The sequence below is a fragment of the Pseudomonas entomophila genome, assembly GCF_013523165.1.
Taxonomy (GTDB): Bacteria; Pseudomonadota; Gammaproteobacteria; order Pseudomonadales; family Pseudomonadaceae; genus Aquipseudomonas; species Aquipseudomonas entomophila_A.
In genome coordinates, this window is sequence record NZ_JAAMQI010000025.1 from 40236 (window position 1) to 62615 (window position 22380).

The 22380-nt window shown below is 63.8% G+C and carries 15 protein-coding genes; all 15 read right to left on the reverse strand.

From position 1 onward, the window contains the following. Window positions 1-6: 6 nt before the first annotated feature. Window positions 7-2529, reverse strand: coding sequence for a glycosyltransferase family 4 protein (locus tag G7Z99_RS17060; protein ID WP_181095844.1), 2523 nt, complete (start codon window positions 2527-2529; stop codon window positions 7-9). After that, on the reverse strand, window positions 2529-3938 hold the full coding sequence (locus G7Z99_RS17065) for a methyltransferase domain-containing protein (RefSeq protein ID WP_258197066.1): 1410 nt from the start codon (window positions 3936-3938) through the stop codon (window positions 2529-2531). Before G7Z99_RS17065 ends, G7Z99_RS17060 begins: the two co-directional genes overlap by 1 nt. Then, window positions 3935-5149: an ABC transporter ATP-binding protein gene (locus tag G7Z99_RS17070; RefSeq protein ID WP_181095845.1), complete on the reverse strand. Its 1215-nt coding sequence runs from the start codon at window positions 5147-5149 to the stop codon at window positions 3935-3937. Before G7Z99_RS17070 ends, G7Z99_RS17065 begins: the two co-directional genes overlap by 4 nt. After that, a complete protein-coding gene (locus G7Z99_RS17075) occupies window positions 5146-5940 on the reverse strand; it encodes an ABC transporter permease (RefSeq protein WP_181095847.1) in 795 nt (264 codons plus the stop codon). The genes G7Z99_RS17070 and G7Z99_RS17075 overlap by 4 nt, the downstream gene beginning before the upstream one ends. Window positions 5941-5942: 2 nt before the next feature. Then, window positions 5943-7304, reverse strand: coding sequence for a phosphomannomutase (locus G7Z99_RS17080; protein WP_181095849.1), 1362 nt, complete (start codon window positions 7302-7304; stop codon window positions 5943-5945). A 130-nt stretch (window positions 7305-7434) separates the two neighbouring features. Next, window positions 7435-8877, reverse strand: coding sequence for a mannose-1-phosphate guanylyltransferase/mannose-6-phosphate isomerase (locus tag G7Z99_RS17085; RefSeq protein ID WP_181095851.1), 1443 nt, complete (start codon window positions 8875-8877; stop codon window positions 7435-7437). 249 nt (window positions 8878-9126) lie between these two features. Continuing rightward, window positions 9127-10557, reverse strand: coding sequence for an MBL fold metallo-hydrolase RNA specificity domain-containing protein (locus tag G7Z99_RS17090; protein ID WP_181095853.1), 1431 nt, complete (start codon window positions 10555-10557; stop codon window positions 9127-9129). 93 nt (window positions 10558-10650) lie between these two features. Beyond that, window positions 10651-10914, reverse strand: a complete 264-nt coding sequence (locus tag G7Z99_RS17095; protein WP_181095855.1) for a LapA family protein — start codon at window positions 10912-10914, stop codon at window positions 10651-10653. Between the two features lie 21 nt (window positions 10915-10935). Further along, a complete protein-coding gene (gene ihfB, locus G7Z99_RS17100) occupies window positions 10936-11235 on the reverse strand; it encodes an integration host factor subunit beta (protein ID WP_181095857.1) in 300 nt (99 codons plus the stop codon). A 904-nt stretch (window positions 11236-12139) separates the two neighbouring features. Next, window positions 12140-13819, reverse strand: coding sequence for a 30S ribosomal protein S1 (rpsA, locus tag G7Z99_RS17105; protein WP_060394634.1), 1680 nt, complete (start codon window positions 13817-13819; stop codon window positions 12140-12142). A 126-nt stretch (window positions 13820-13945) separates the two neighbouring features. Continuing rightward, the gene (gene cmk / locus G7Z99_RS17110; RefSeq protein ID WP_181095859.1) at window positions 13946-14632 is read right to left on the reverse strand and encodes a (d)CMP kinase; all 687 of its coding nucleotides are present in this window, start codon (window positions 14630-14632) and stop codon (window positions 13946-13948) included. Beyond that, entirely contained in the window at window positions 14629-16869 is a 2241-nt protein-coding gene (locus tag G7Z99_RS17115) for a bifunctional prephenate dehydrogenase/3-phosphoshikimate 1-carboxyvinyltransferase (protein ID WP_181095861.1), read from the reverse strand. The genes cmk and G7Z99_RS17115 overlap by 4 nt, the downstream gene beginning before the upstream one ends. Window positions 16870-17072: 203 nt before the next feature. After that, complete coding sequence (gene pheA / locus G7Z99_RS17120; protein ID WP_181095863.1) at window positions 17073-18167, reverse strand: prephenate dehydratase; 1095 nt, start codon at window positions 18165-18167, stop codon at window positions 17073-17075. Continuing rightward, window positions 18167-19252, reverse strand: a complete 1086-nt coding sequence (serC, locus tag G7Z99_RS17125) for a 3-phosphoserine/phosphohydroxythreonine transaminase (RefSeq protein WP_181095865.1) — start codon at window positions 19250-19252, stop codon at window positions 18167-18169. Before serC ends, pheA begins: the two co-directional genes overlap by 1 nt. Before the next feature lie 135 nt (window positions 19253-19387). Next, on the reverse strand, window positions 19388-22150 hold the full coding sequence (gene gyrA, locus G7Z99_RS17130) for a DNA gyrase subunit A (protein ID WP_181095867.1): 2763 nt from the start codon (window positions 22148-22150) through the stop codon (window positions 19388-19390). Window positions 22151-22380 lie beyond the last annotated feature (230 nt).

Consider the following 22380-nt stretch of genomic DNA (forward strand, 5'->3'; position numbering starts at 1 on the left):
GCGCCGTCAGATGTGCTGCAAGCGGCTGATCTCATCGACCAACTGGGCTGCGCTCTGCTTCCAGGTCAACCAGGGCATGTCGGTCGACGTCGGGTGTTCACCCTTGGCGAACAGCTCGAGCCACTGGTTTACCGTCTCGGCCAGTACCTGTGGCTCATCGCCCTTGAAGTACAAGGCATGCTCGCCTGCCACTTCGCGGAACACCGGCAGATCACGTGCGATGATCGGCATGCCATGTTGCGCAGCTTCGATCAGGGGCAGGCCGAACCCTTCGCCGATCGAGGCTGCAACCAGGCATTGGCTGTGCTTGTAGACATGCTCGAGGTATTCGTCGCTGATTCCGTCAAGCCACAGCAGCCTTTTGCCGAACTGCGGATGTTTCTTGATGCGGGTCGCCAGGTCGTCCACCAGCCAGCCGTGCTTGCCGACGATGATCAAATTGACCTTCGCGTCGGCTTCCCAGAGCTGTTCGAAGGCAGCAAAGGCCTGGGCATGGCCCTTGCGAGGCTCCAGGGTCCCGACCATGAGGAAATTCGGGTTGGCTTCCAGTACTTCGATACGCAGTGCCGGATCCTTGGGGATACCTGTGGAAGGGACTGACTGTTCGATATCGGCGCCCAGGTGGAAGGCACCAATACGCAAGGGGCGTTGACGCGTTGGCCCGTGCTCGACCATCCACTCGCTCAACTCGTCGGCCACTGCCTGCGAAATGCACAATGCGCCGTCATAGCGCGCAATGGCGTTGATCCAGTTCACGTAATGCTCATACAGGTGATCGGAGAAACAATGACGCATTTGCAGGATCAGCAGGTCATACACCACGAAGAAGATGCTGACGCCGTGGGCATGGAGCGTGTCGAAATAAGGCTGACGCTGCGGCAGGACATCCAGCAGCAGGTCCAGGCAGATATAAACGTCGCCAGCCCGATAGTCGAGCGCTTCATCCTGATCCTTGGCAGGCGCCTGATCGAGGAACTTGGCGACAAACTCGGTCGCGTACCGGTAGAAAGGTTCTTCTACTTTCGTGTAGATCGGCTCAACGTCGTATCCCTCTGGTGGATGGCTCAACCATTCCAGCAGAATGCTACGCACGACGCGCTGGATGCCGCTCTTTCCGTCGTGTCGGCACAGTTGCGAGATGTCGACCAATAGCCGTGGCTTGCCCGTAGGCCCCTGCAGGGAGTAATCGATGGCCTTGGACACCTGCGTGAGATCCATGGCCCCATTGGCCAGGTGCCCCGTGGCCACCAGCGAGTCGAGCAACGCTTGCAGGCGGTCGGTCGCCGGCTGCACGTCGGCACGCTGCGCCTCTCGGCGAGCCACTGCCTCTTCGAACGCTTTCACGGCAATCTTGCCTGTCCGATCCCAGGAGAACAGCTTGGCACGCTGCAGACCGTGGACCGTCAATGCTGCACGGAATTCGTCGTCCGTCAGCGCCTGCTTCATCTTGGCGGCGATCGCCTCGACGCTCATGGGGTCGAACGTCGCTTCTTCCCAGCCAATGACTTCTGGGACGCTTGAGGTGTTGGCCCCGATCACCGGCGCCCCGCACTTCATGGCTTCCAATGGCGGCAGACCGAAGCCCTCGTGCCAGGACGGGAATACGTACAGTTGGCACAGGTTGTACAGCGCCACCAACTCCTCGTCGGTGATGAACCCGGTGAAGACCAGATCGGTATCGCTCAGCCCCTCGCTTCGGGCTTCTGCGCTGTACCGTTCGATGACGTGCTCGGACAACTTGCCAGCGAACACCAACTGGATATCCGGCAGGTCGCGCTTGATCTGACTGAATGCCTTGATTAGGCGCGTCAGGTTTTTGCGCTCGTCGGCACCGCCGGAATACATCACGAAGGCATCGCGCAGATTGAACTTGGCAACCAGCGCATCACGCTCTTCGCTCCCCAGCGGGATCGGATGGAAGATCTCGTCTGCAGCGCTCGATACATTGACGACAGTGGCTTCGTCCAGCGAGAGCAGCGACAACGCCTCTTCACGGGCCGCTTCCGAGATCGGCAGCAGCAGGTCGTAGTGCTTGAAGGCCTCGACCTTGTTCATGTAGTAGGTCTTGAAGCCAGCATGCGTCAGATACTGGTTGGGGCTGACGAGCGGGATCAGGTCGTAGAGCGTTGCGCTGACCAGCGCGCCATTGGCGAGCAGAGGGTCGCCGATCACGGCATCGTCGACGAACCCTTCCAATGGGCTCGTGATGTGAATCACATCCGGTTGCAGCTCGTCGATGCAGGCTTGGCGTATGCGTTGGGCGACGTCACTGCGTGGAATGTTTTCAGCATGGATGTTGGCGACGGGCTTTTCGGCGTACCACACACGGATGTGGCTCTGTGGCATCAAGCCGGCGAAGGCGGCACGGATGTTTTTGATGCCCTCTGGAAGCATGCCGTTGAGCACCAGATACACCTCATGGCCAGCGCTGTTGCGCACGATGCCTTGGGCAAGCGAAATGCTGTAGCGGCCAATGCCTCGGAAGCGGCTCTCGGTCTGAGCGCCTTGCATGTCAATCACGATACGCATTAGTTCTGGCTCTTCTTGATGGCGGCTTGGAGCGCCTGCTCAATGGCGCGGCCTCTGACTGTGAGAGGTGCCTGGTCGATCGTCGGCGACATGGGCGCGACGTCGCCGTTGGCCATCGGTACAGGCTGAGCCACTTGATTGCTTCGATAAAGGTTGTAGAGCTTTTCTGTCAGGCGTGGGCAACGATTCAGGAGCGCCATGACCTTTCGATCCAGCACTGGACGACGGGCCAGCCAAAGGCGGGCATGGGGCAAGCTGCGACCGATCACCGAGCGCGCCGTCTGTTTGGGGGTACGTGCAGCGCGGCCTAGGACACGCAGCGGGCCGGTGATGCGCCAGGACGTGCTCTGGTACAGCGCCTGCGCATATTGTTCGTGCTGGCTCGCCCGCAGGTACCAGGTATGGGCATTGTTCAGCGACTGATCAAGGTCGGCCTGCAAGCTGGCGGCCTGTGTCGCAAGCTCGGCATTCTGTTGCTGCATGAGGGCGGCTTGCTGACGCAGGGCCTCCATGTCGAGCGCATGGCGCTCCTGGATCATGCGCAGCTGCTCGGTCTGCTGGCGATGAATGCTGTCCAGCGCCTCGCTGAACTGCTCGCGCGTCATGAGCTGGTCACGGGCCGTGGCCACTTCGTTCTCGATACCTGCCAATCGGTGCTCCAGTGCATGGTCATAGCGCGCTGCGAGTTGGTCCAGGGCCATCCCGTAGGCAGCGTCGAACGTCTCGTCGAAACCACTGAGGGACGCGGGCTCGGCACGCTTCTGCGCAACCACGGCGTAATCGGGGCTGGTGCCGGTGAGCACGTCGAGCACACCCAGGCGTCGGCTCTGGTCATGCAGCTCGGCGGGTTCTTGCAGGCGTACGATCTTCGCCCGCTCGAAACCGCTGTACTCGGCCAGGAACGACAGCAGCAGGCTGGGCAGCGGCCGCTCATGGGTCGGGTCCAGGTAGAAACTGTTGGTGCCGACGACCAGGCTTTCGGCGTTGGGCGTCTCGAGGATCAGCAGGCCAGCCGGACGCAGGACACGCAAGGCTTCGGCCACCAGCTCTTGCAGGACCGGGAAGGGTACGTGTTCGGCGATGTGGAAACCGGTGACCGCCACCAGGCTGGCGTCAGGCAGCTCGCGCAGGGCGCTGACCGCGTCGAGGTTGCGCGCTGGCAAGCCCAGGGCGCGGCAGGCTTCGAGCATGCCTTCGTCGAGATCGACGCCCGTGGGCGCGTAGCCTTCGCGGGTCAGCAGCTCGAGCCACTCTCCTCGCCCACAGCCCAGGTCGAGTACCGGGTAATCCGTATACAGCTCCTTGAGCGGTGCGAGGAACGGCAGGTACGCCTCGAGACGTTGGCTGATCAGTTCGCGAGAACCGCGATAGCGGTCCTCGAAGCCTCTGTAGAAACCATCATCCATCATTTGCACTCCACGGTCGGAGGGATCCACGCCAGGCCCACGAAGGTCTGCTCCGACATGTTCACGACGTTGAAGAGCAGCGCCAGGTCGCGCCACTCGTAGTTGTTGGCGATGTGGTTATCGCTTGCATGCAGCGCCACGGCGACCGAATACGATCCCACCCCCAGGTTGGCCGGGAAGTGGAACCGATAGGACAGCTGCTCGCCGCCTTCGAGGTCGCTGCGACTGCACTTGAGGTGGTGGGTGTTGGTGCCGAACACATCCTGGCCGAGCCGGTCCTTGATGACGTAGCCCACCACCAGTTCTGGCAGCGGCGCATTGACCCGGACATCGATGGCCAGACAGACGTCTTCGCCCACCGCCACGTACTCGACGGGCGCGCCGTCCTTGTTGTGCAGCGCGATGCGCTCGAGGCTGGCATGGCCATTCCCTGAACGGGTCTGCACGCCACCATCGGCCAGTGTCGTCACTTCGACGGTGGCGTTTTCCTTTTGAGCGAGGATGGCATTGTAATAGTCCATGACCTCCTCTGGCGCGCCGTCGCGGATCACGGTACCGCCATCGATCAGGATGGCACGATTGCACAGGGCCTGGATCGAGCTGCGATCGTGAGACACGATCAGCAACGTCGTGCCTGCCTTCTGGAATTCCTTGATACGCCCGAAGCTCTTGTGCTGGAAGTAGCTGTCGCCTACCGATAATGCTTCGTCAATGATCAGGATTTCCGGGCGGAAGGCCGTGGCCACCGAGAACGCCACGCGCATCTGCATGCCGCTCGAATACGTTCGTACGGCCTGATCGAAGTACTCGCCGATTTCAGCGAACGCTTCGATGTCGTCGATCACACCGTCGATCTGTTCGGTGTTGAACCCCATCAGGCCAGCGGCATGGTAGACGTTCTGACGCCCGGTGAGCTCGCCGTTGAAGCCCATGCCGAGCTCGAGAATCGCCGCGATACGCCCATTGACCTGCACCGTGCCTTCGGTTGGCTGCAAGGTGCCCGTGATCATTTTCAGCAGCGTGGACTTACCGGCGCCATTCTGGCCGACCAGGCCAATGGCTTCACCGGCCTCGATGTCGAAGCTGATGTGCTTGAGTACCCAGTGCTCCTGGCTCGGCTTGACCGGCAAGTAGAACCAGCGCGCGATGCGCTGCCACTCGGAACGGTAGGAGCGGTAGGCCTTGCCGACGTTGTTGACGCGAAGAAGGCTCATAGCGAATCCACCATTTCAGCCGAGGCCCGACGGAACAGGAACAGCCCCACCAGCATGAGGCCGACAGCGATCAGAAACACCGTGCCGACCTGTTGCAGGTCTGGCGCTGCCTTGTACACCATCACGTTGTGGTAGGCGGTGACGATGGGGTACATCGGGTTGAGGCCGATCGTGCCCTTCAGATACTCAGGAATGATGTTCACCGAATAGACGATCGGTGTGAACCAGAACCAGACCTGCATGATGATCGGTATCACTTGCCCGATGTCGCGCAGGAACACGTTCAACACACCGATCACCAGCCCGATCCCGATGCCCAGGGCGACGATCACGAGCGTCAGTGGTAACAGCCAGAGCATCTGTATGTTGGGCGAATGACCCAGCGCCGTGAAGATGACCAGTACCGCCAGGAACAACAAGACATTGTTCAGCAGACACGAGCCGACCACGATCACTGGAAGGGCAATGCGCGGGAAGCGCATCTTCTTCATCAGGTTGCCTTGATCGATGAAGATCGTCAGGCAGCGACCGACGATTTCGGCAAACAGGTTCCAGGCCAGGATGCCTGCGATCAGGTAAAGCGCGTAGGCGTACTTGTTCTCGATACCCGGCAAGCGCGCGCCAAGCACGTTGGACAGCACCAGCGCATAGATCGCGACTTGAGCCAGTGGGTGAATGATCATCCACAGGCCACCGAGCTTGCTGCGCGCGAACCGTGAGATGAACTCGTTCTTGATGGAAGTGAGGATGAAGCCCCGGTAGTCCCAGACGCCTCGGATCATGCCAAACATAGTTATCCTTGAATCAGACGTTCGATTTCAGCGACGCGCTGGGTCACCAGGGCCTCGTCACCGCGGCTTTCGACGTTCAGGCGCAGCAGCGGCTCGGTGTTGGAGCCGCGCAGGCTGAAGCGCCAGTCGGCGAAGGCCACGCTGATGCCGTCGGTCCGGTCGACCTCAGGGGCCTGAGGCAGGTAGAAGGCCAGTACCTTCTCCACCGACGCCTTGACGTCGTCCACTTGGTAGTTGATCTCGCCACTGCACGGGAACGCCGCAATACGCTCGTCCACCAGCTGTGCCAGGGTCTTGCCGCTGACGCTCATCAGCTCGGCCACCAGCAGCCACGGGATGTTGCCGCTGTCGCAGTAGGCGAAGTCACGGAAGTAGTGGTGGGCGCTCATCTCGCCGCCGTAGACCGCATCTTCGGCGCGCATGCGCTCCTTGATGAAGGCGTGGCCGGTCTTGCTCTGGATGGCTTCGCCGCCTGCGGCCTGTACCTGCTCGATGGTGTTCCAGGTCAGGCGCGGGTCGTGGATGATCTTGCTGCCGGGGTGTTTGCGCAGCAGCATTTCGGCGAGCAGGCCGACCAGGTAGTAGCCCTCGATGAAGCGGCCCTGACCGTCGAAGAAGAAGCAGCGGTCGAAGTCACCGTCCCAGGCCAGGCCCAGATCGGCCTGGCGCTCGAGCACGGCGTTGCGGGTCAGCTCGCGGTTTTCCGGCAGCAGCGGGTTGGGTACGCCGTTGGGGAACTCGCCATCCGGCTCGCCGTTGATGACGTCGATGTGCAGCGGCAGGCGTGCCTTGAGCAGCTCGATCACCGGGCCCACGGCGCCATTGCCAGGGTCGGCCAGGATCTTGAGCGGCTTGAGCGCCGCCACGTCGACGTAGGTCAGCAGGTGGTCGATGTAGGCGGTCTTGTCGAAGGCGTCCTGCACCTGCCCTGGCGTCGAGGCCCGCTCACCCAGGTGGCCGGCCTCGACGCGGTCGCGGATGGCGAACAGCCCCGAATCACCACTGATCGGCTTGGAGTGCTCGCGCACCAGCTTCATGCCGTTGTAGCCCTTGGGGTTGTGGCTGGCGGTGATCATGATCCCGCCGTCGGCCTGCAGGTGGCTGGTGGCGAAGTAGACTTCCTCGGTGCCGCACAGGCCGATGTCCAGCACGTCGGCGCCCGCCTCGGTCAGGCCGCGGGTCAGTGCCTGGGCCAGCATGGGGCTCTCCAGACGCATGTCACGGCCGACCACGTAGCGCTTGCCGCCCAGTTCGGCGACCAGCGCGCGGCCGATTCGGTAGGCGACGTCTTCGTTGAGGTCGGCAGGTACTTGCCCACGGATGTCGTAGGCCTTGAAGCAACGGGTCTGGATAGATGGGTACATGGTTCTCACTTTGACGAGCCGCCCGCAGGCAGAGATCGATGTAGACGCTGGCTGCGCAGGGGGCAGCCAATGGCGAACGGCCCGTGGCACTCGAGACGAGCATCACGGGCCGCGCGGGAAGTGCCGGGGATCAGCCGGTGCAGCGACCGTACTTGTCCTCGAAGCGGACGATGTCGTCTTCGCCGAGGTAGTCGCCGCTCTGCACTTCGATCAGGACCAGGTCGATGACGCCCGGGTTTTCCAGTCGGTGCGTGTGGCCTGCACGAATGAACGTGGATTCATTGGTGTGCAGCATCATTTCCTTGTCGTCGTTGACCACCACGGCCGTGCCGCTGACCACGATCCAGTGTTCGCTGCGGTGATGGTGCATCTGCAGCGACAGCGACGCCTTGGGCTTGACCACGATGCGCTTGATCTTGAAGCGCTCGCCGTTTTCCAGGGTGGTGTAGGTGCCCCAGGGGCGGTGCACGGTGCGGTGCAGCTGGTGCAGGGTATGGCCCTTGCTCTTGAGCTGGCCGACGATGTGCTTGACGTCCTGGGCGTGGTCCTTGTGGGCGATCATCACCGCATCGGGAGTGTCGATCACCAGCAGGTCCTCGACGCCGACCAGGGCGGTGAGGCGGTCTTCGCTGTTGACGTAGTTGTTGCGCGACGCATGCGCCAGCACTTCGCCTTCGAAGCGGTTACCGTCGGCATCCGCCGGGGTCAGCTCGCTGACGGCGTTCCACGAGCCGATGTCGCTCCAGCCGATGTCGCACGGCACGGTGGCGACGCGCTCGGAGCGTTCCATCAGGGCATAGTCGATGGAAATGTCCGGGACCTGGGCGAAGCTGTCGGGGTCGATGCTCAGGCAGCTGTAGCCCTTGCCTTCGGCCAGACGCGACTGGCGCTTGGCGTGGGCGGCGGCCTGCAGGACGTCGGGCGAATGCTTTTCGAACTCTTCCAGCACCGTGCCGACGCGGAAGCAGAACATGCCGGAGTTCCAGAAGTAGTTGCCAGCGGCCACGTAGGACTCGGCCACCTCCAGGGTGGGCTTCTCGACGAACCGCGCGACCTTCAGGCCATGCTGCAGCTCGCCGGCCTCGCCCGCCTCGATGTAGCCGAAGCCGGTCTCGGGGTACTGAGGCTTGATGCCGAAGGTCACCAGCCAGCCGCTGCCGGACAGCTCGACGGCCTTGCTCACGGCCTCGGCGAAGGCCTGCTCATCCTGGATCAGGTGGTCGGCCGCCAGCACCAGCATGTGGGCGTCGTCGCCATGGCTGTCGCGCAGTTGCAGGGCCGCCAGCGCGACGGCTGCGGCCGTGTTGCGGCCGAACGGCTCGAGGATGAAGGCTTGAGCGGGGCCGGACTGCTGAACGGCGCGGTATTCGTCTTCGGTCTTGAACAGCAGCTCCCGGTTGGTCACGGTGAGCACTTCCGAAACACCGGCCAGGTTCGAGGCACGCAGGAAGGTCTTTTGAATCAGATTCTGACCGTCAGGCAGGGTCATGAAGGGCTTGGGATGGGCCTCGCGAGACACGGGCCACAACCGGCTGCCAACACCGCCTGACAAAATTACGGGTATCAAGTCCATATCTTATAATCCTGCTCACCATTTGCATGGCACGTAGACGAAACGCAAAGTACTACAGCAACGATTTGCCACTTCGCACCTTTAACGTTCAAATTCCTTGCTGATCCAGCTGCCTGGCTTCAACGACGCGTGAAGGCAGGCTTACCCCTAAATTCGAGCGCCCAAGAATATCAGAGAACATTCCACGAGGCTCGCCTACAGGCGCAGTACCGGGCCATCCGTTGCCGCCCCCTTGGACAACAATGAGATTCATTCGATCTCCACAGGCAGGCCTTTTTTTGCATAGACGTCCCGCAGACGCTCTGCCAGGGCGTGGCGAGCGGGCTGCTCACCGTGCACCAGACGGATACGCGATGGCCAACGGCTCATGCCCGTCACGAACTCCACCAACCCCGCCTGATCCGCATGGGCCGAATACCCCGGTACACTGAACACCTTGGCGCGCACGTCGTACAACTGCCCATCCAGGTCGATCCTGACGAACCCTGCCACCCCCGCACTCGCCTGAATTACCGCACCCGGCGTGCCCGGCACCTGGTGCCCGACGAACACGACCTCGTGGCGCGGGTCGCCCAGCATCGCCTTGAGGTACGCCACGATGCGCCCGCCCGAGCACATCCCGTTACCCGCGATGACGATGGCCGGCTTGCCCGTGCTCTTGAGGTAGTTCACCACCCGGGCATGGTCGGCATGGCTGTCGATGGAGATCAGCTGCCCGAACCCGAGGGGCGCGCGCCCGTCGCGTAGGCGCTGGCTGGCGTCGTCATGCCAGTGGTGGTGCAGCTCGCGGTAGACCTGGGTGATGCGCTGGGCCAGGGGTGAGTCGAGGATGATCGGCAGCTGCGACCAGTCCAGCCTGGACAGCGGATCGTCGGGCAGCGCGGTTCGGGTCGACGGGCACAGGGCCTTGCGGTGCAGGATCGCTTCCAGGTCGAACAGCACCTCCTGCGTGCGCCCCAGGCTGAACGCCGGGATGAACACGGTGCCGTGATCGGCGAGCGCGCGCTCCACCACGGCTTCGAGCGCCTGCTGCCGATCGCCAGGCGCGTGCAGGCGATCACCGTAGGTGCTTTCGAGGACCAGCAGGTCGGCGTGCTCGGGCGGCTCGACCGCACGCAGCAGGCCGCGGGCCGGCGCGCCCAGGTCACCGGAGAACACGACGCGCGTGCGCTGCCCGGTCGCGTGGTGATGCACGTCGCACTCGACGTAGGCCGACCCGAGCACGTGCCCGGCGCGTTGCAGGCGTACGCGGCACGTCAGGCCCTGACGCTCGACCAGCGTGTGCCACTGCGCAAAGGGCAACGGGCGCACGAGGGCCTGCACGAAGGCCAGGTAGCGGGCCACCTCGGCAGGGTCGCTGCTGATGGTCAGCTTGTAGGCGTCTTCGAGCACCAGCGGCAACAGCTGGGCAGAGGGCTCGCTGCACAGGATGGGCCCGCGGTAACCGGCCGCGAACAACGCCGGCAGCCGGCCGACATGGTCCAGGTGCACGTGGGTGACGATGAGCGCCTGGAGGGTGTCGAGGGCGGCGCCGAGCGCGGACTGGCCGAGCGCTGCATCGGCGCCCTGCGCCAGACCGCAGTCGATCAGCACGCTGGTGTCGGCGTCGAGGTGCAGTTGGTGGCACGAGCCCGTGACGGTCTGGGCTCCGCCGTGGTGAGTGAGGCAGGGATAAGGCATGGATACGCGCTCTGTGGCGACAGGGCGCGGTATTACGGCAGAGCGTGAGCGCCGGGGATATCAGGCCACAGCGTTCATTGCGTAGGAATTTTCTTAGCGCTCGGCCAGGGCGGCTTCGCGGGCCTTCAGGCGAATGCGGCGGCGCGAACGCAGCACGGCGTAGCTGCCCAGCACCGGACCTACGGCCAGGCCCAGGATCAAGGCGGCGAGCACTGGCAATGCCACCGGCATGGCAGGCGCAGCCCACCCGAACAGGACCAGGGACACGTCCTGCTGGTTTTCCAGCACGAAGAACAGGACCACGGCGGCCAACAGCAGCACCAGCAGCGCCACGAGGGCACGTTTGAGATTACGCATCAGACAGTTCCTTGGGGCACGTCAGGCCTGCGCCTCGTGCTCGTCTTCGTTGACCCGGTCGCGCAGTTCCTTGCCAGGCTTGAAGTGCGGCACGAACTTGCCTTCCAGGCTGACCGACTGGCCAGTCTTGGGGTTACGCCCCACGCGAGGGGCACGATAATGGAGGGAAAAGCTGCCGAACCCCCGGATTTCGATGCGATCGCCGGTGGCCAGGCATTGTGACATCTGTTCAAGCATGGTCTTGATGGCCAGTTCCACGTCCTTGGGGGACAGCAGACCCTGGTGGTTGACAATCCGATCGATCAGCTCCGACTTCGTCATGTTTTTCCCTTCGTTATCAAGCAGCTAGATCATTGCTCAATTGGTTGTAGCACGTCGCGCTGGATTTGAACAGGGCGGCGCTTGACTTCGGGGACAATTCGAGTTTGAGAGGATTTCAGGATCGCGTCGGGGGCACGCTTGGTCAGGCCGTCCCCTCCTCCGGATCGCGTCTGGGTCGGGTCTTGTAGATCGCTCGGTGCTCGGTGTAGACCACGGTGTCGTCCGGCACGTCTTTGTCCACGTAGGGTCACTGCTGCATCCGCAGGTTCACCGGTCTGATACAAGCAAGCGCAGTCCTTTTGTGGGAGTTCGCCCGGCGCCCCGGCGCCGCGCTGTCGCGTGCAGAACATAGCGGTAGCTGGCAGTGCTCAGATGCTGTGTTGCTGATCGATTTCTGGGACCGCTTTGCGGTCCATCGCGGCACAGGGGCCACTCCCACAGGGACCGCGATGGCCTGCCATGCCGCAGTGGGGCTACGGGTGTTGGAGCGACCCTAGTGCCGCGATTGGGCCCGCCAGGGCCCACATTAGCACTTGGCAGAAACCATAGAATCTCCCACACGGGACCGCGATTGCCTGTACCACTGCGGCGGATATGGGCGGCCCCTGCCGGAACGCCGGACCGTACGCGATTGGGCCTGCGGGGCTCACAGGACCCTGAAACTATTTCCTTTTAAATCAACAAGATAATTTATTTTCTGTGGGAGCGGGCTTGCCCGCGATAGCGTTCAGCCCATCACCGTCTGCATCGCGGGCAAGCCCGCTCCCACAGAGGGGATGAACCGCTCTGCCGGATCAGCGATGTGGTCTACATCGGGTTAGGCGAAGACATTGAAAGGCCTAGGGATAATCGATAGACGAAAAAAAGGGCGACCGAAGTCGCCCTTTTCTTTCGCAAGCCGAACTTAGTTCTGCTTGGCCATCGCTTCGCGCAGCAGCGCAGCCATGGTGGTGTCGCCAGTGCTTTCCGGAGCGTTGGTTTTCAGGCTCTGGATCGCTTCGCGCTCGTCAGCATCGTCCTTCGACTTGATGGACAGGCTGATGACGCGGCTCTTGCGGTCGACGCTGATGATCTTGGCTTCGATCTCTTCGCCTTCTTTCAGCACGTTGCGGGCGTCTTCAACGCGGTCGCGGCTGATTTCGGAGGCTTTGAGGGTCGCTTCGATGTCGTCGGCCAAGGTAACGATGGCGCCTTTGGCGTCAACTTCCTTGACGATACCCTTGACGATGGCACCCTTGTCGTTCAGGGACACGAAGTTGGAGAACGGATCGTCTTCCAGCTGCTTGATGCCCAGGGAGATGCGCTCGCGCTCCGGGTCAACCGACAGGATGACGGTTTCCAGCTCGTCGCCCTTCTTGAAGCGACGCACGGCTTCTTCGCCGGCTTCGTTCCAGGAGATGTCGGACAGGTGAACCAGACCGTCGATGCCGCCTTCCAGACCAATGAAGATACCGAAATCGGTGATCGACTTGATGGTGCCGGAGATCTTGTCGCCCTTGTTGAACTGGCCAGAGAAGTCTTCCCATGGGTTCGACTTGCACTGCTTGATGCCCAGGGAGATACGACGACGCTCTTCGTCGATGTCCAGAACCATGACTTCCACTTCGTCGCCAACCTGAACGACTTTCGACGGGTGGATGTTCTTGTTGGTCCAGTCCATTTCGGACACGTGCACCAGGCCTTCCACGCCTTCTTCCAGCTCTGCGAAGCAGCCGTAGTCGGTCAGGTTGGTGACGCGTGCGGTGACGCGGGTGCCTTCTGGATAACGTGCCTTGATAGCAACCCATGGGTCTTCGCCCAGTTGCTTCAGGCCCAGGGAAACACGGTTACGCTCGCGATCGTACTTCAGGACCTTGACGTCGATCTCGTCGCCAACGTTGACGATCTCGGACGGGTGCTTGATACGCTTCCAGGCCATGTCGGTGATGTGCAGCAGGCCGTCCACGCCGCCCAGGTCCACGAAGGCGCCGTAGTCGGTGAGGTTCTTGACGATACCCTTGACCTGCTGGCCTTCCTGCAGCGATTCCAGCAGCGCTTCGCGCTCTGCACTGTTCTCGGCTTCCAGGACGCTGCGACGGGAAACGACAACGTTGTTGCGCTTCTGGTCCAGCTTGATGACCTTGAATTCCAGCTCTTTGCCTTCGAGGTGGGTGGTGTCGCGCACTGGGCGGACATCAACCAGGGAGCCCGGCAGGAACGCACGGATGCCGTTAACGTCGACCGTGAAGCCGCCCTTAACCTTACCGTTGATAACGCCCTTGACGACTTCTTCGGCAGCGAAAGCAGCTTCCAGAACGATCCAGCACTCGGCGCGCTTGGCTTTTTCACGGGACAGCTTGGTTTCGCCAAAGCCGTCTTCGACCGCGTCCAGCGCAACGTGAACTTCGTCACCGACCTTGATGGTCAGCTCGCCAGCTTCGTTGTAGAACTGCTCGAGCGGGATGACGCCCTCGGACTTCAGGCCAGCGTGTACGGTAACCCAGTCGCCGTCGATGTCGACAACGATACCGGTGATGATCGCACCCGGCTGAAGATTGAGGGTTTTCAGGCTTTCTTCAAAGAGTTCTGCAAAGCTTTCGCTCATTTTAATTCCTGTAGATTAGGGCGAAACAGACGCCCATCAGCCACATTCCAGACAATGTGGGTTTCGTTCATGTAAAGGAAGGCGGACAGGACAGTGACTGGAGCCCCTGCCTGCCATTCCTGATGATCAGAGCAGATCGCGCTGGGCGAGCTCGCTTCTGATCCGTTGCAACACCTGCTCGATGGACAACTCGGTAGAGTCCAGCTGAATGGCATCGGCCGCCGGTTTGAGCGGGGCCACTGCACGCTGGGTATCACGCTCGTCGCGTGCCCGTATCTCTTCCAGCAGACTCGACAGACTAACAGCTTCGCCCTTCCCCTTCAACTGCAGGAAGCGACGACGTGCACGTTCCTCGGCGCTGGCGGTCAGGAAGACCTTCAGCGGCGCGTCCGGGAACACCACGGTGCCCATGTCCCGACCGTCGGCGATCAGCCCGGGAGCCTCGCGAAACGCACGCTGGCGCTGCAGCAAGGCTTCGCGCACCGCCGGCAGCGAGGCAACCATGGACGCACCGGCCCCGACCGTTTCGGTACGGATGACGTTGCTGACGTCCTCGCCTTCGAGAATGATCTGCTGGAGTTTACCGGGTTCGGCCGCGATGAACTGCACGTCCAGATGAGCGGCCAGCGCCTTGAGCAACTCTTCGTTGGTCAGGTCCACGCCGTGGTTGCTGGCGTTGAACGCCAGCAGGCGGTACAGCGCACCGGAGTCGAGCAGCCGCCAGCCCAGCTCGCGTGCCAGCAGGCCCGCCACGGTGCCCTTGCCCGAGCCGCTCGGCCCGTCGATGGTGATGACCGGTGCCAGGGCGCTCACGACTTGCCCTCTTCCGCCACGCGGATGCCGACCTGCGCGCACAGGGCGAGGAAGTTGGGGAACGAGGTCGCGACGTTGGCGCAGTCGTGAATGCGGATCGGCGCGCTGGCGCGCAGCGAGGCGACGCTGAAGGCCATGGCGATGCGGTGGTCACCGTGACCATGCACTTCGCCGCCACCGATCTGGCCACCGTCGATGACGATGCCGTCGGGGGTCGGCTCGCACTGCACGCCCAGGACCTTCAGGCCGTCGGCCATGACCTGGATGCGGTCGGATTCCTTGACCCGCAGCTCTTCGGCACCGCGCAGCACGGTGCGGCCCTCGGCGCAGGCGGCGGCGACGAACAGCACCGGGAACTCGTCGATGGCCAGGGGCACGAGGTGCTCGGGAATGTCGATGCCCTTCAGGCGGGCGCCGCGCACGCGCAGGTCGGCCACTGGCTCGCCGCCGACTTCACGCTGGTTTTCCAGGGTGATGTCGCCGCCCATCAGGCGCAGGATGTCGATGACGCCGGTGCGGGTCGGGTTGATGCCGACGTGTTCGAGGACCAGCTCCGAGCCTTCGGCGATCGAGGCCGCGACCAGGAAGAACGCTGCCGACGAGATGTCGGCGGGCACTTCGATGCGGGTGGCGGTCAGTTTGCCACCGGCGCGCAGCGAGGCCACCGGGCCGTTGGACGCCACGCTGTAGCCGAAGCCGCGCAGCATGCGCTCGGTGTGGTCGCGGGTCGGTGCGGGCTCGGTCACGGTGGTGACGCCCTCGGCGTACAGGCCGGCCAGCAGCAGGCAGGATTTGACCTGGGCACTGGCCATCGGCAGCGTGTAGTCGAGCGCCTTGAGCGACTGCCCGCCACGGATGGTCAGCGGCGGACGACCGTCCGGGCCGGTCTCGATCACCGCGCCCATGTCGCGCAGCGGGTTGGCGACGCGGTTCATCGGGCGCTTGGACAGCGAGGCGTCGCCGGTCATGGTCACGTCGAAGGGCTGCGCGGCCAGCAGGCCGGACAGCAGGCGCATCGAGGTGCCCGAGTTGCCCAGGTAGATCGGGCCAGGCGGTGGCTTCAGGCCGTGCAGGCCGACGCCGTGAATGGTCACGCGCCCTTGGCTGGGGCCTTCGATCACCACGCCCATGTCGCGGAAGGCTTGCAGCGTGGCCAGGGCATCCTCGCCCTCGAGAAACCCTTCGACTTCGGTCGTGCCTTCGGCCAGCGAGCCCAGCATGATCGAGCGGTGAGAAATCGATTTGTCGCCCGGTACGCGGATCCGTCCGGTCAGGCGGCCACCCGGTTGGGCCAGGAAAATCAAGTCGTTGGCGTTCATAGCGTCCACATAGGCCCGGCGGGCCAGGATTGTGCTGAAGTGCTCGCGGGCCACCTGTGCGCGGGTGAATACACCCAGCAACTGGTGCCCGTCCCCTGCATCGACCGCGTCGCGCAAGGCGTCGAGGTCACTGCGATAAGTGTCCAGCGTGCGCAGCACGGCCTCGCGGTTGGCGAGGAAGATATCGTGCCACATGGTCGGATCGCTGCCCGCGATCCGGGTGAAGTCGCGGAAACCTCCCGCAGCGTAGCGGAAGATCTCCAGGTTTTCGTCGCGCTTGGCCAACGAATCGACCAGGCCGAAGGCCAGCAGGTGCGGCAGGTGGCTGGTCGCGGCCAGGACTTCGTCGTGGCGCTCCACGGCCATGTGCTCGACGTCGGCGTCGAGGGCGCGCCAGAGGCGGTCCACGAGGGCCAGGGCGTCGGCGTCGGTCTCCGGCAGCGGCGTGAGGATCACCTTGTGACGGCGATACAGCTCGGCGTTGGAGGCCTCCACGCCACTCTGTTCGGAACCGGCGATCGGGTGCCCGGGCACGAAGCGCGGCAGGTGATCGCCGAGCACGGCACGCGCGGCGCGCACCACGTTGCCCTTGGCGCTGCCGGCGTCGGTGAGCACGGCCGTGCCCAGGTCGAGCGTGGCGAGCCTGGCCAGGAGGGTTTCCATGGCCAGGATCGGCACGGCGAGCTGGATCACGTCGGCACCGACGCAGGCCGCGGCCAGGTCGTCCTCGCAGCGGTCGACCACGCCCAGCTCGACGGCCAGGTGCCGCGAGCGCGGGTCGAGATCGACGCCGACCACCTCGCGGCACAGGCCGCTCTGGCGGATGCCCTTGGCGAAGGAGCCGCCGATCAGGCCAAGGCCGATGACCACCAGGCGGCCGATGGGCGGGGTGGGTTTGTTCGTGACTGCATCAACCACAAGTGTGGGCCCTGTGTAGTACGGCGGGTTTTTGCGGGGGGTTGGGTGGGGCCGCGTTGCGGCCCATCGCGGCACGGGGGCCGCTCCCACAGGTCGAGCCCGCGACACGTTTTTCGACTGTGAACGCGATCCCCCTGTAGGAGCGGCCCCTGTGCCGCGATAGGCCGCGACGCGGCCCCAACAACCTCCCAACATTCAAGCGATCAAAGCACCGCCTTCGGATACGACCCCAACACCTTCAGCCCCACGGCTTCCTGGCTGATCTGCTCGAGCACGGCCTTGATCAGCGGGTCGCGGTGGTGGCCGACGAAGTCGATGAAGAACACGTAGGTCCACTTGCCGCTGCGCGAAGGCCGGGTCTCGATGCGGGTCAGGTCGATGTCGTTCTGGTGGAACGGCACCAGCAGCTCGTGCAGGGCCCCGGGCTTGTTGCTCATGGAGACGATGATCGAGGTCTTGTCGTCGCCGGTCGGGGGCACTTCCTGGCTGCCGATCATCAGGAACCGCGTGGAGTTGTCCGGACGGTCCTCGATCTTCTCGGCCAGGCGCTCCAGCCCGTACAGGTTGGCCGCCATGTCGCCGGCGATCGCCGCCGAGTTCCACTCGCCCTTGACCCGCTTGGCCGCCTCGGCATTGCTCGACACGGCGATGCGCTCGACGTTCGGGTAGTGCGCGTCCAGCCACTTGCGGCACTGGGCCAGCGACTGGGCGTGGGAGTAGATGCGGGTGATGCTGTTGGTCTTGGTGTTCTCGCCCACCAGCAGGTGGTGGTGGATGCGCAGCTCGACTTCGCCGCAGATGACCATGTCGTGCTCGAGGAAGCTGTCCAGGGTGTGGCTCACCGCGCCTTCGGTGGAGTTCTCTACCGGCACCACGCCGAAGTTGACGGCACCGGCCGCCACCTCGCGGAACACTTCGTCGATGGCCGCCATGGGCCGGCTGACCACTGCATGACCAAAGTGCTTCATGGCGGCGGCCTGGGTGAAGGTGCCCTCAGGGCCGAGGTAGGCGACCTTGAGCGGCTCTTCCAGGGCCAGGCACGACGACATGATCTCGCGGAACAGCCGGGCCATCTCTTCGTTGCCCAGGGGGCCGCGATTGCGTTCCATGACGCGCTTGAGCACCTGGGCCTCGCGCTCGGGCCGGTAGAACACCGGCTTCTCGCCTTCGGCCAGGGTCGCGGTCTTGACCCGCGCCACTTCCTGGGCGCAGCGGGCGCGCTCGCTGATCAGCTCGAGGATCTTCTCGTCGAGGCTGTCGATGCGCACCCGCAGCGCCTTGAGTTCCTGTTCGGACATCAGGCGTGCTCCTTCTCGAATTCACTCATGTAGCCGATCAACGCCTCGACCGCGTCCATCCCCAGGGCGTTGTAGATCGATGCGCGCATGCCGCCCACCGAACGGTGCCCCTTGAGGTTGAGCAGCCCGCGGGCATCGGCGCCGGCCAGGAAGGCCTTGTCCAGGCGCTCGTCGGCCAGGCGGAACGGCACGTTCATCCACGAACGGGCGCTGGTGCTGATCGGGTTGCTGTAGAAGGCGCTGGCGTCGATGAAGCCGTAGAGACGGTCCTTCTTCGCCCGGTTGCGCGCTTCCATGGCCTGGACGCCGCCCTGCTCCTTGAGCCACTCGAACACCAGCCCGGAGAGGTACCAGGAGTAGCTCGCCGGGGTGTTGTACATCGAGCCGTTGTCGGCCGAGATCTTGTAGTCGAGCATGGTCGGGCAGCTGCTGCGGGCACGGCCGAGCAGGTCTTCGCGCACGATCACCACCACCAGCCCGCTGGGGCCGATGTTCTTCTGCGCGCCGGCGTAGATCAGGCCGAACTGCGAGACGTCGATGCCGCGCGAGAGGATGTCCGAGGACATGTCGACCACCAGCGGCACGTCGCCGGTCTGCGGCACCCAGTCGAACTGCAGGCCGCCGATGGTTTCGTTGGAGGCGTAGTGCACGTAGGCGGCGTTGGGGCTCAACTGCCACTCGTTCTGGCCGGGAATGGCCTGGTAGTCGTAGGCCTTGGCGCTGGCCGCGACGTTGATGTGGCCGAAGCGGCTCCCCTCGTCGACGGCCTTCTTCGACCAGATGCCGGTGTCGATGTAGTCAGCCGTGCCGCCTTCGGGCAGCAGGTTCAGCGGGATCTGCGCAAACTGCTGGCTGGCGCCGCCCTGCAGGAACAGCACCTTGTAGTTGGACGGGATGCTGAGCAGATCGCGCAGGTCCTGCTCGGCCTTCTCGGCGATGGCCACGTAGTCGTCGCTGCGATGGCTCATCTCCATCACGGACAACCCCTTGCCACGCCAGTCGAGCAGCTCGCTCTGGGCACGCTGCAGGACCGCTTCGGGAAGCGCGGCCGGGCCTGCGCAGAAGTTAAAGGCTCGTTTGCTCACATCCACTCTCGCTCTGCCTACCTAAATAGAACACACCGTGACCGCAGGTCTGCCGCAAGGCAGCGCTGTGGCGGTCATGCCACCTGTATTGGACGAACGGGGCAACCTTGGTTGCCCCGTCCGGGTCGTTGCCTGTTACTCCTGGGGAGCCTGTTCGGCGTCCGCCGCCTCGTCGTCTGCTGCCACGAGGTCGGCCGCGTCGTCCAGCGCCTCGTCGTCGAGCAGCGCGTCGAGCTCTTCCTCGGCCGGCTCCTGGATGCGCTCCAGGCCCACCAGGGTCTCGTCGCTGGCCAGCTTGATCAGCGTCACGCCCTGGGTGTTACGGCCCAGGCTGGACACTTCGCCGACCCGCGTACGGACCAGGGTGCCCTGGTCGGAGATCAGCATGATCTCTTCGCCCAGGTGCACCTGGATGGCGCCGACCAGGTTGCCGTTGCGACCCTTGGTGCCCATGGCGATCACGCCCTGGCCGCCACGGCCGCGACGCGGGAACTTCGACAGCGGGGTGCGCTTGCCGAACCCGCGCTCGGACGCGGTGAGGATCTGCGCACCGGACTCGGGGATCAGCATGGAGATGACCTCCTGCCCCTTGCCCAGCTTCATGCCACGCACGCCCCGCGCGGTACGACCCATCTCGCGGACCATGCCTTCGGCGAAGCGGATGACCTTGCCGGCGCTGGAGAACATCATGACTTCCTTGGCGCCGTCGGTGATGGCCGCGGCGATCAGGGTGTCGCCTTCCTTGAGCTTCAGGGCGATCAGGCCGTTGGAGCGCGGGCGGGCGAACTGCACCAGCGGGGTCTTCTTGACCGTGCCGCCGGCAGTGGCCATGAAGATGTAGGCACCGGTCGGTTCGGCGACCAGCTCGGGGGTGTCTTCTTCGTCGACGTCCTCGGGCTCGATCACTTCGCCTTCGAGGACGGTGTCCTCGACCTCGTCCAGCTCTTCGTCGAGGTCGGCGCTCTGCTGCAGGGCCTCCAGGTCGATCTGCAGCATGGCGGTGATGCGCTCACCCTCCTCCAGCGGCAGCAGGTTGACCAGCGGACGGCCACGGGCGGCACGAGAGGCTTCCGGGATCTCGTAGGTCTTCTTCCAGTACACCTTGCCCTTGCTGGAGAACAGCAGCAGGGTGGCGTGGCTGTGGGCGACCAGCAGGTGTTCGATGAAGTCCTCGTCCTTGACGCCGGAGGCCGACTTGCCCTTGCCGCCCCGGCGCTGCGCCTGGTAGGAGGACAACGGCTGGGTCTTGGCGTAGCCACCGTGGGAGATGGTCACCACGCGCTCTTCCTCGGGGATCATGTCGCCCAGGCTGAGGTCGTGGCGCGCATCGAGGATTTCGGTGCGGCGCGCATCGCCGTATTCGGCGCGGATGGCTTCGAGCTCTTCGCGGATCACTTCCATCAGGCGCTCGGCGCTGTTCAGGATGCGGATCAATTCGCCGATCTGCTCGAGGATCTCCTGGTACTCGGCCAGCAGCTTCTCGTGCTCCAGGCCGGTCAGACGGTGCAGGCGCAGGTCGAGGATGGCCTGGGCCTGTTCGGGCGACAGGTAGTAGCGACCGTCGCGCAGGCCGTATTGCGCGTCTAGGTTCTCCGGACGGCAGGATTCGGCACCGGCACGTTCGACCATGACCTGCACGGCGTTGGATTCCCACGGCGTGCCGATCAGCGCTTCCTTGGCCTCGGACGGCGTCGGCGAGGCCTTGATCAGTGCGATGACCGGGTCGATGTTGGACAGCGCCACCGCCTGGCCTTCGAGGATGTGGCCACGCTCGCGGGCCTTGCGCAGTTCGAAGACCGTCCGGCGGGTCACCACTTCACGGCGGTGACGGACGAAGGCTTCGAGCAGGTCCTTGAGGTTGAGCAGGCGTGGGCGGCCGTCGATCAGAGCCACCACGTTGATGCCGAAGACGCTCTGCAGCTGGGTCTGGGCATACAGGTTGTTGAGCACGACCTCGGGCACTTCGCCACGGCGCAGCTCGATGACCACGCGCATGCCGTCCTTGTCGGACTCGTCGCGCAGTTCGGTGATGCCTTCGAGCTTCTTGTCCTTGACCAGCTCGGCGATCTTCTCGATCAGACGCGCCTTGTTCAGCTGGTACGGCAGCTCGGTGATGACGATCTGCTGGCGGCCGCCGACCTTGTCGATGTCCTCGACCTGGGAGCGTGCGCGCATGTAGATACGCCCGCGACCGGTGCGGTAGGCCTCGATGATGCCCTGGCGGCCGTTGATCAGGCCTGCGGTGGGGAAGTCCGGGCCCGGGATGAACTGCATCAGCTCATCGACCGTGATCTCGGCGTTGTCGATCAGCGCCAGGCAGCCATCGATCACTTCGCCCAGGTTGTGCGGCGGAATGTTGGTGGCCATGCCCACGGCGATGCCGCTGGAGCCGTTGACCAGCAGGTTGGGGATGCGCGTCGGCATGACCGCCGGGATCTGCTCGGTGCCGTCGTAGTTGGGTACCCAGTCGACGGTCTCCTTGTGCAGGTCGGCGAGCAGCTCGTGGGCCAGCTTGGACATGCGCACTTCGGTGTATCGCATGGCCGCGGCGTTGTCGCCGTCGACCGACCCGAAGTTGCCCTGGCCGTCGACCAGCAGGTAGCGCAGCGAGAACGGCTGCGCCATGCGCACGATGGTGTCGTAGACCGCGGTATCACCGTGGGGGTGGTACTTACCGATCACGTCACCGACCACACGGGCGGATTTCTTGTAGGGTTTGTTCCAGTCGTTGCCCAGTTCGCTCATCGCATACAGAACGCGGCGATGCACGGGCTTCAAGCCATCACGCGCATCGGGCAGTGCCCGCCCGACAATGACGCTCATCGCGTAGTCGAGGTAAGACTGTCTCAGTTCGTCTTCGATATTGACCGGGAGGATTTCTTTGGCCAGTTCGCCCATGAGAAGCCTGATTCCTTTTTCTGGTGAAACCCCGCCGCCCCCTGGGGCGCACGAAGCTCGCCGTCGCAGCGCACGAAGGGGTGCGACGACATACGACAAATCAATGAATTGAGCCACGGATCTGCGCAGTGAAGGCCGCATCAAGGGGCGGCCTTGGAAACTGTCGGATGGTACCACAAAAGGACGTGGCTTGGGAGGGTTGCGGGGCAGGTTTGGTGGGGGTGTCGGGG

Coding starts and splice junctions, on each gene's coding strand:
- pheA (WP_181095863.1), bottom strand. CDS start 18,167: ATGTCCGAACAGGAACTCAAGGCGCTGCGGGTGCGCATCGACAGCCTC.
- G7Z99_RS17075 (WP_181095847.1), bottom strand. CDS start 5,940: ATGTTTGGCATGATCCGAGGCGTCTGGGACTACCGGGGCTTCATCCTC.
- G7Z99_RS17090 (WP_181095853.1), bottom strand. CDS start 10,557: ATGCCTTATCCCTGCCTCACTCACCACGGCGGAGCCCAGACCGTCACG.
- G7Z99_RS17080 (WP_181095849.1), bottom strand. CDS start 7,304: ATGTACCCATCTATCCAGACCCGTTGCTTCAAGGCCTACGACATCCGT.
- G7Z99_RS17065 (WP_258197066.1), bottom strand. CDS start 3,938: ATGATGGATGATGGTTTCTACAGAGGCTTCGAGGACCGCTATCGCGGT.
- G7Z99_RS17085 (WP_181095851.1), bottom strand. CDS start 8,877: ATGGACTTGATACCCGTAATTTTGTCAGGCGGTGTTGGCAGCCGGTTG.
- ihfB (WP_181095857.1), bottom strand. CDS start 11,235: ATGACGAAGTCGGAGCTGATCGATCGGATTGTCAACCACCAGGGTCTG.
- rpsA (WP_060394634.1), bottom strand. CDS start 13,819: ATGAGCGAAAGCTTTGCAGAACTCTTTGAAGAAAGCCTGAAAACCCTC.
- gyrA (WP_181095867.1), bottom strand. CDS start 22,150: ATGGGCGAACTGGCCAAAGAAATCCTCCCGGTCAATATCGAAGACGAA.
- G7Z99_RS17095 (WP_181095855.1), bottom strand. CDS start 10,914: ATGCGTAATCTCAAACGTGCCCTCGTGGCGCTGCTGGTGCTGCTGTTG.
- G7Z99_RS17070 (WP_181095845.1), bottom strand. CDS start 5,149: ATGAGCCTTCTTCGCGTCAACAACGTCGGCAAGGCCTACCGCTCCTAC.
- G7Z99_RS17060 (WP_181095844.1), bottom strand. CDS start 2,529: ATGCGTATCGTGATTGACATGCAAGGCGCTCAGACCGAGAGCCGCTTC.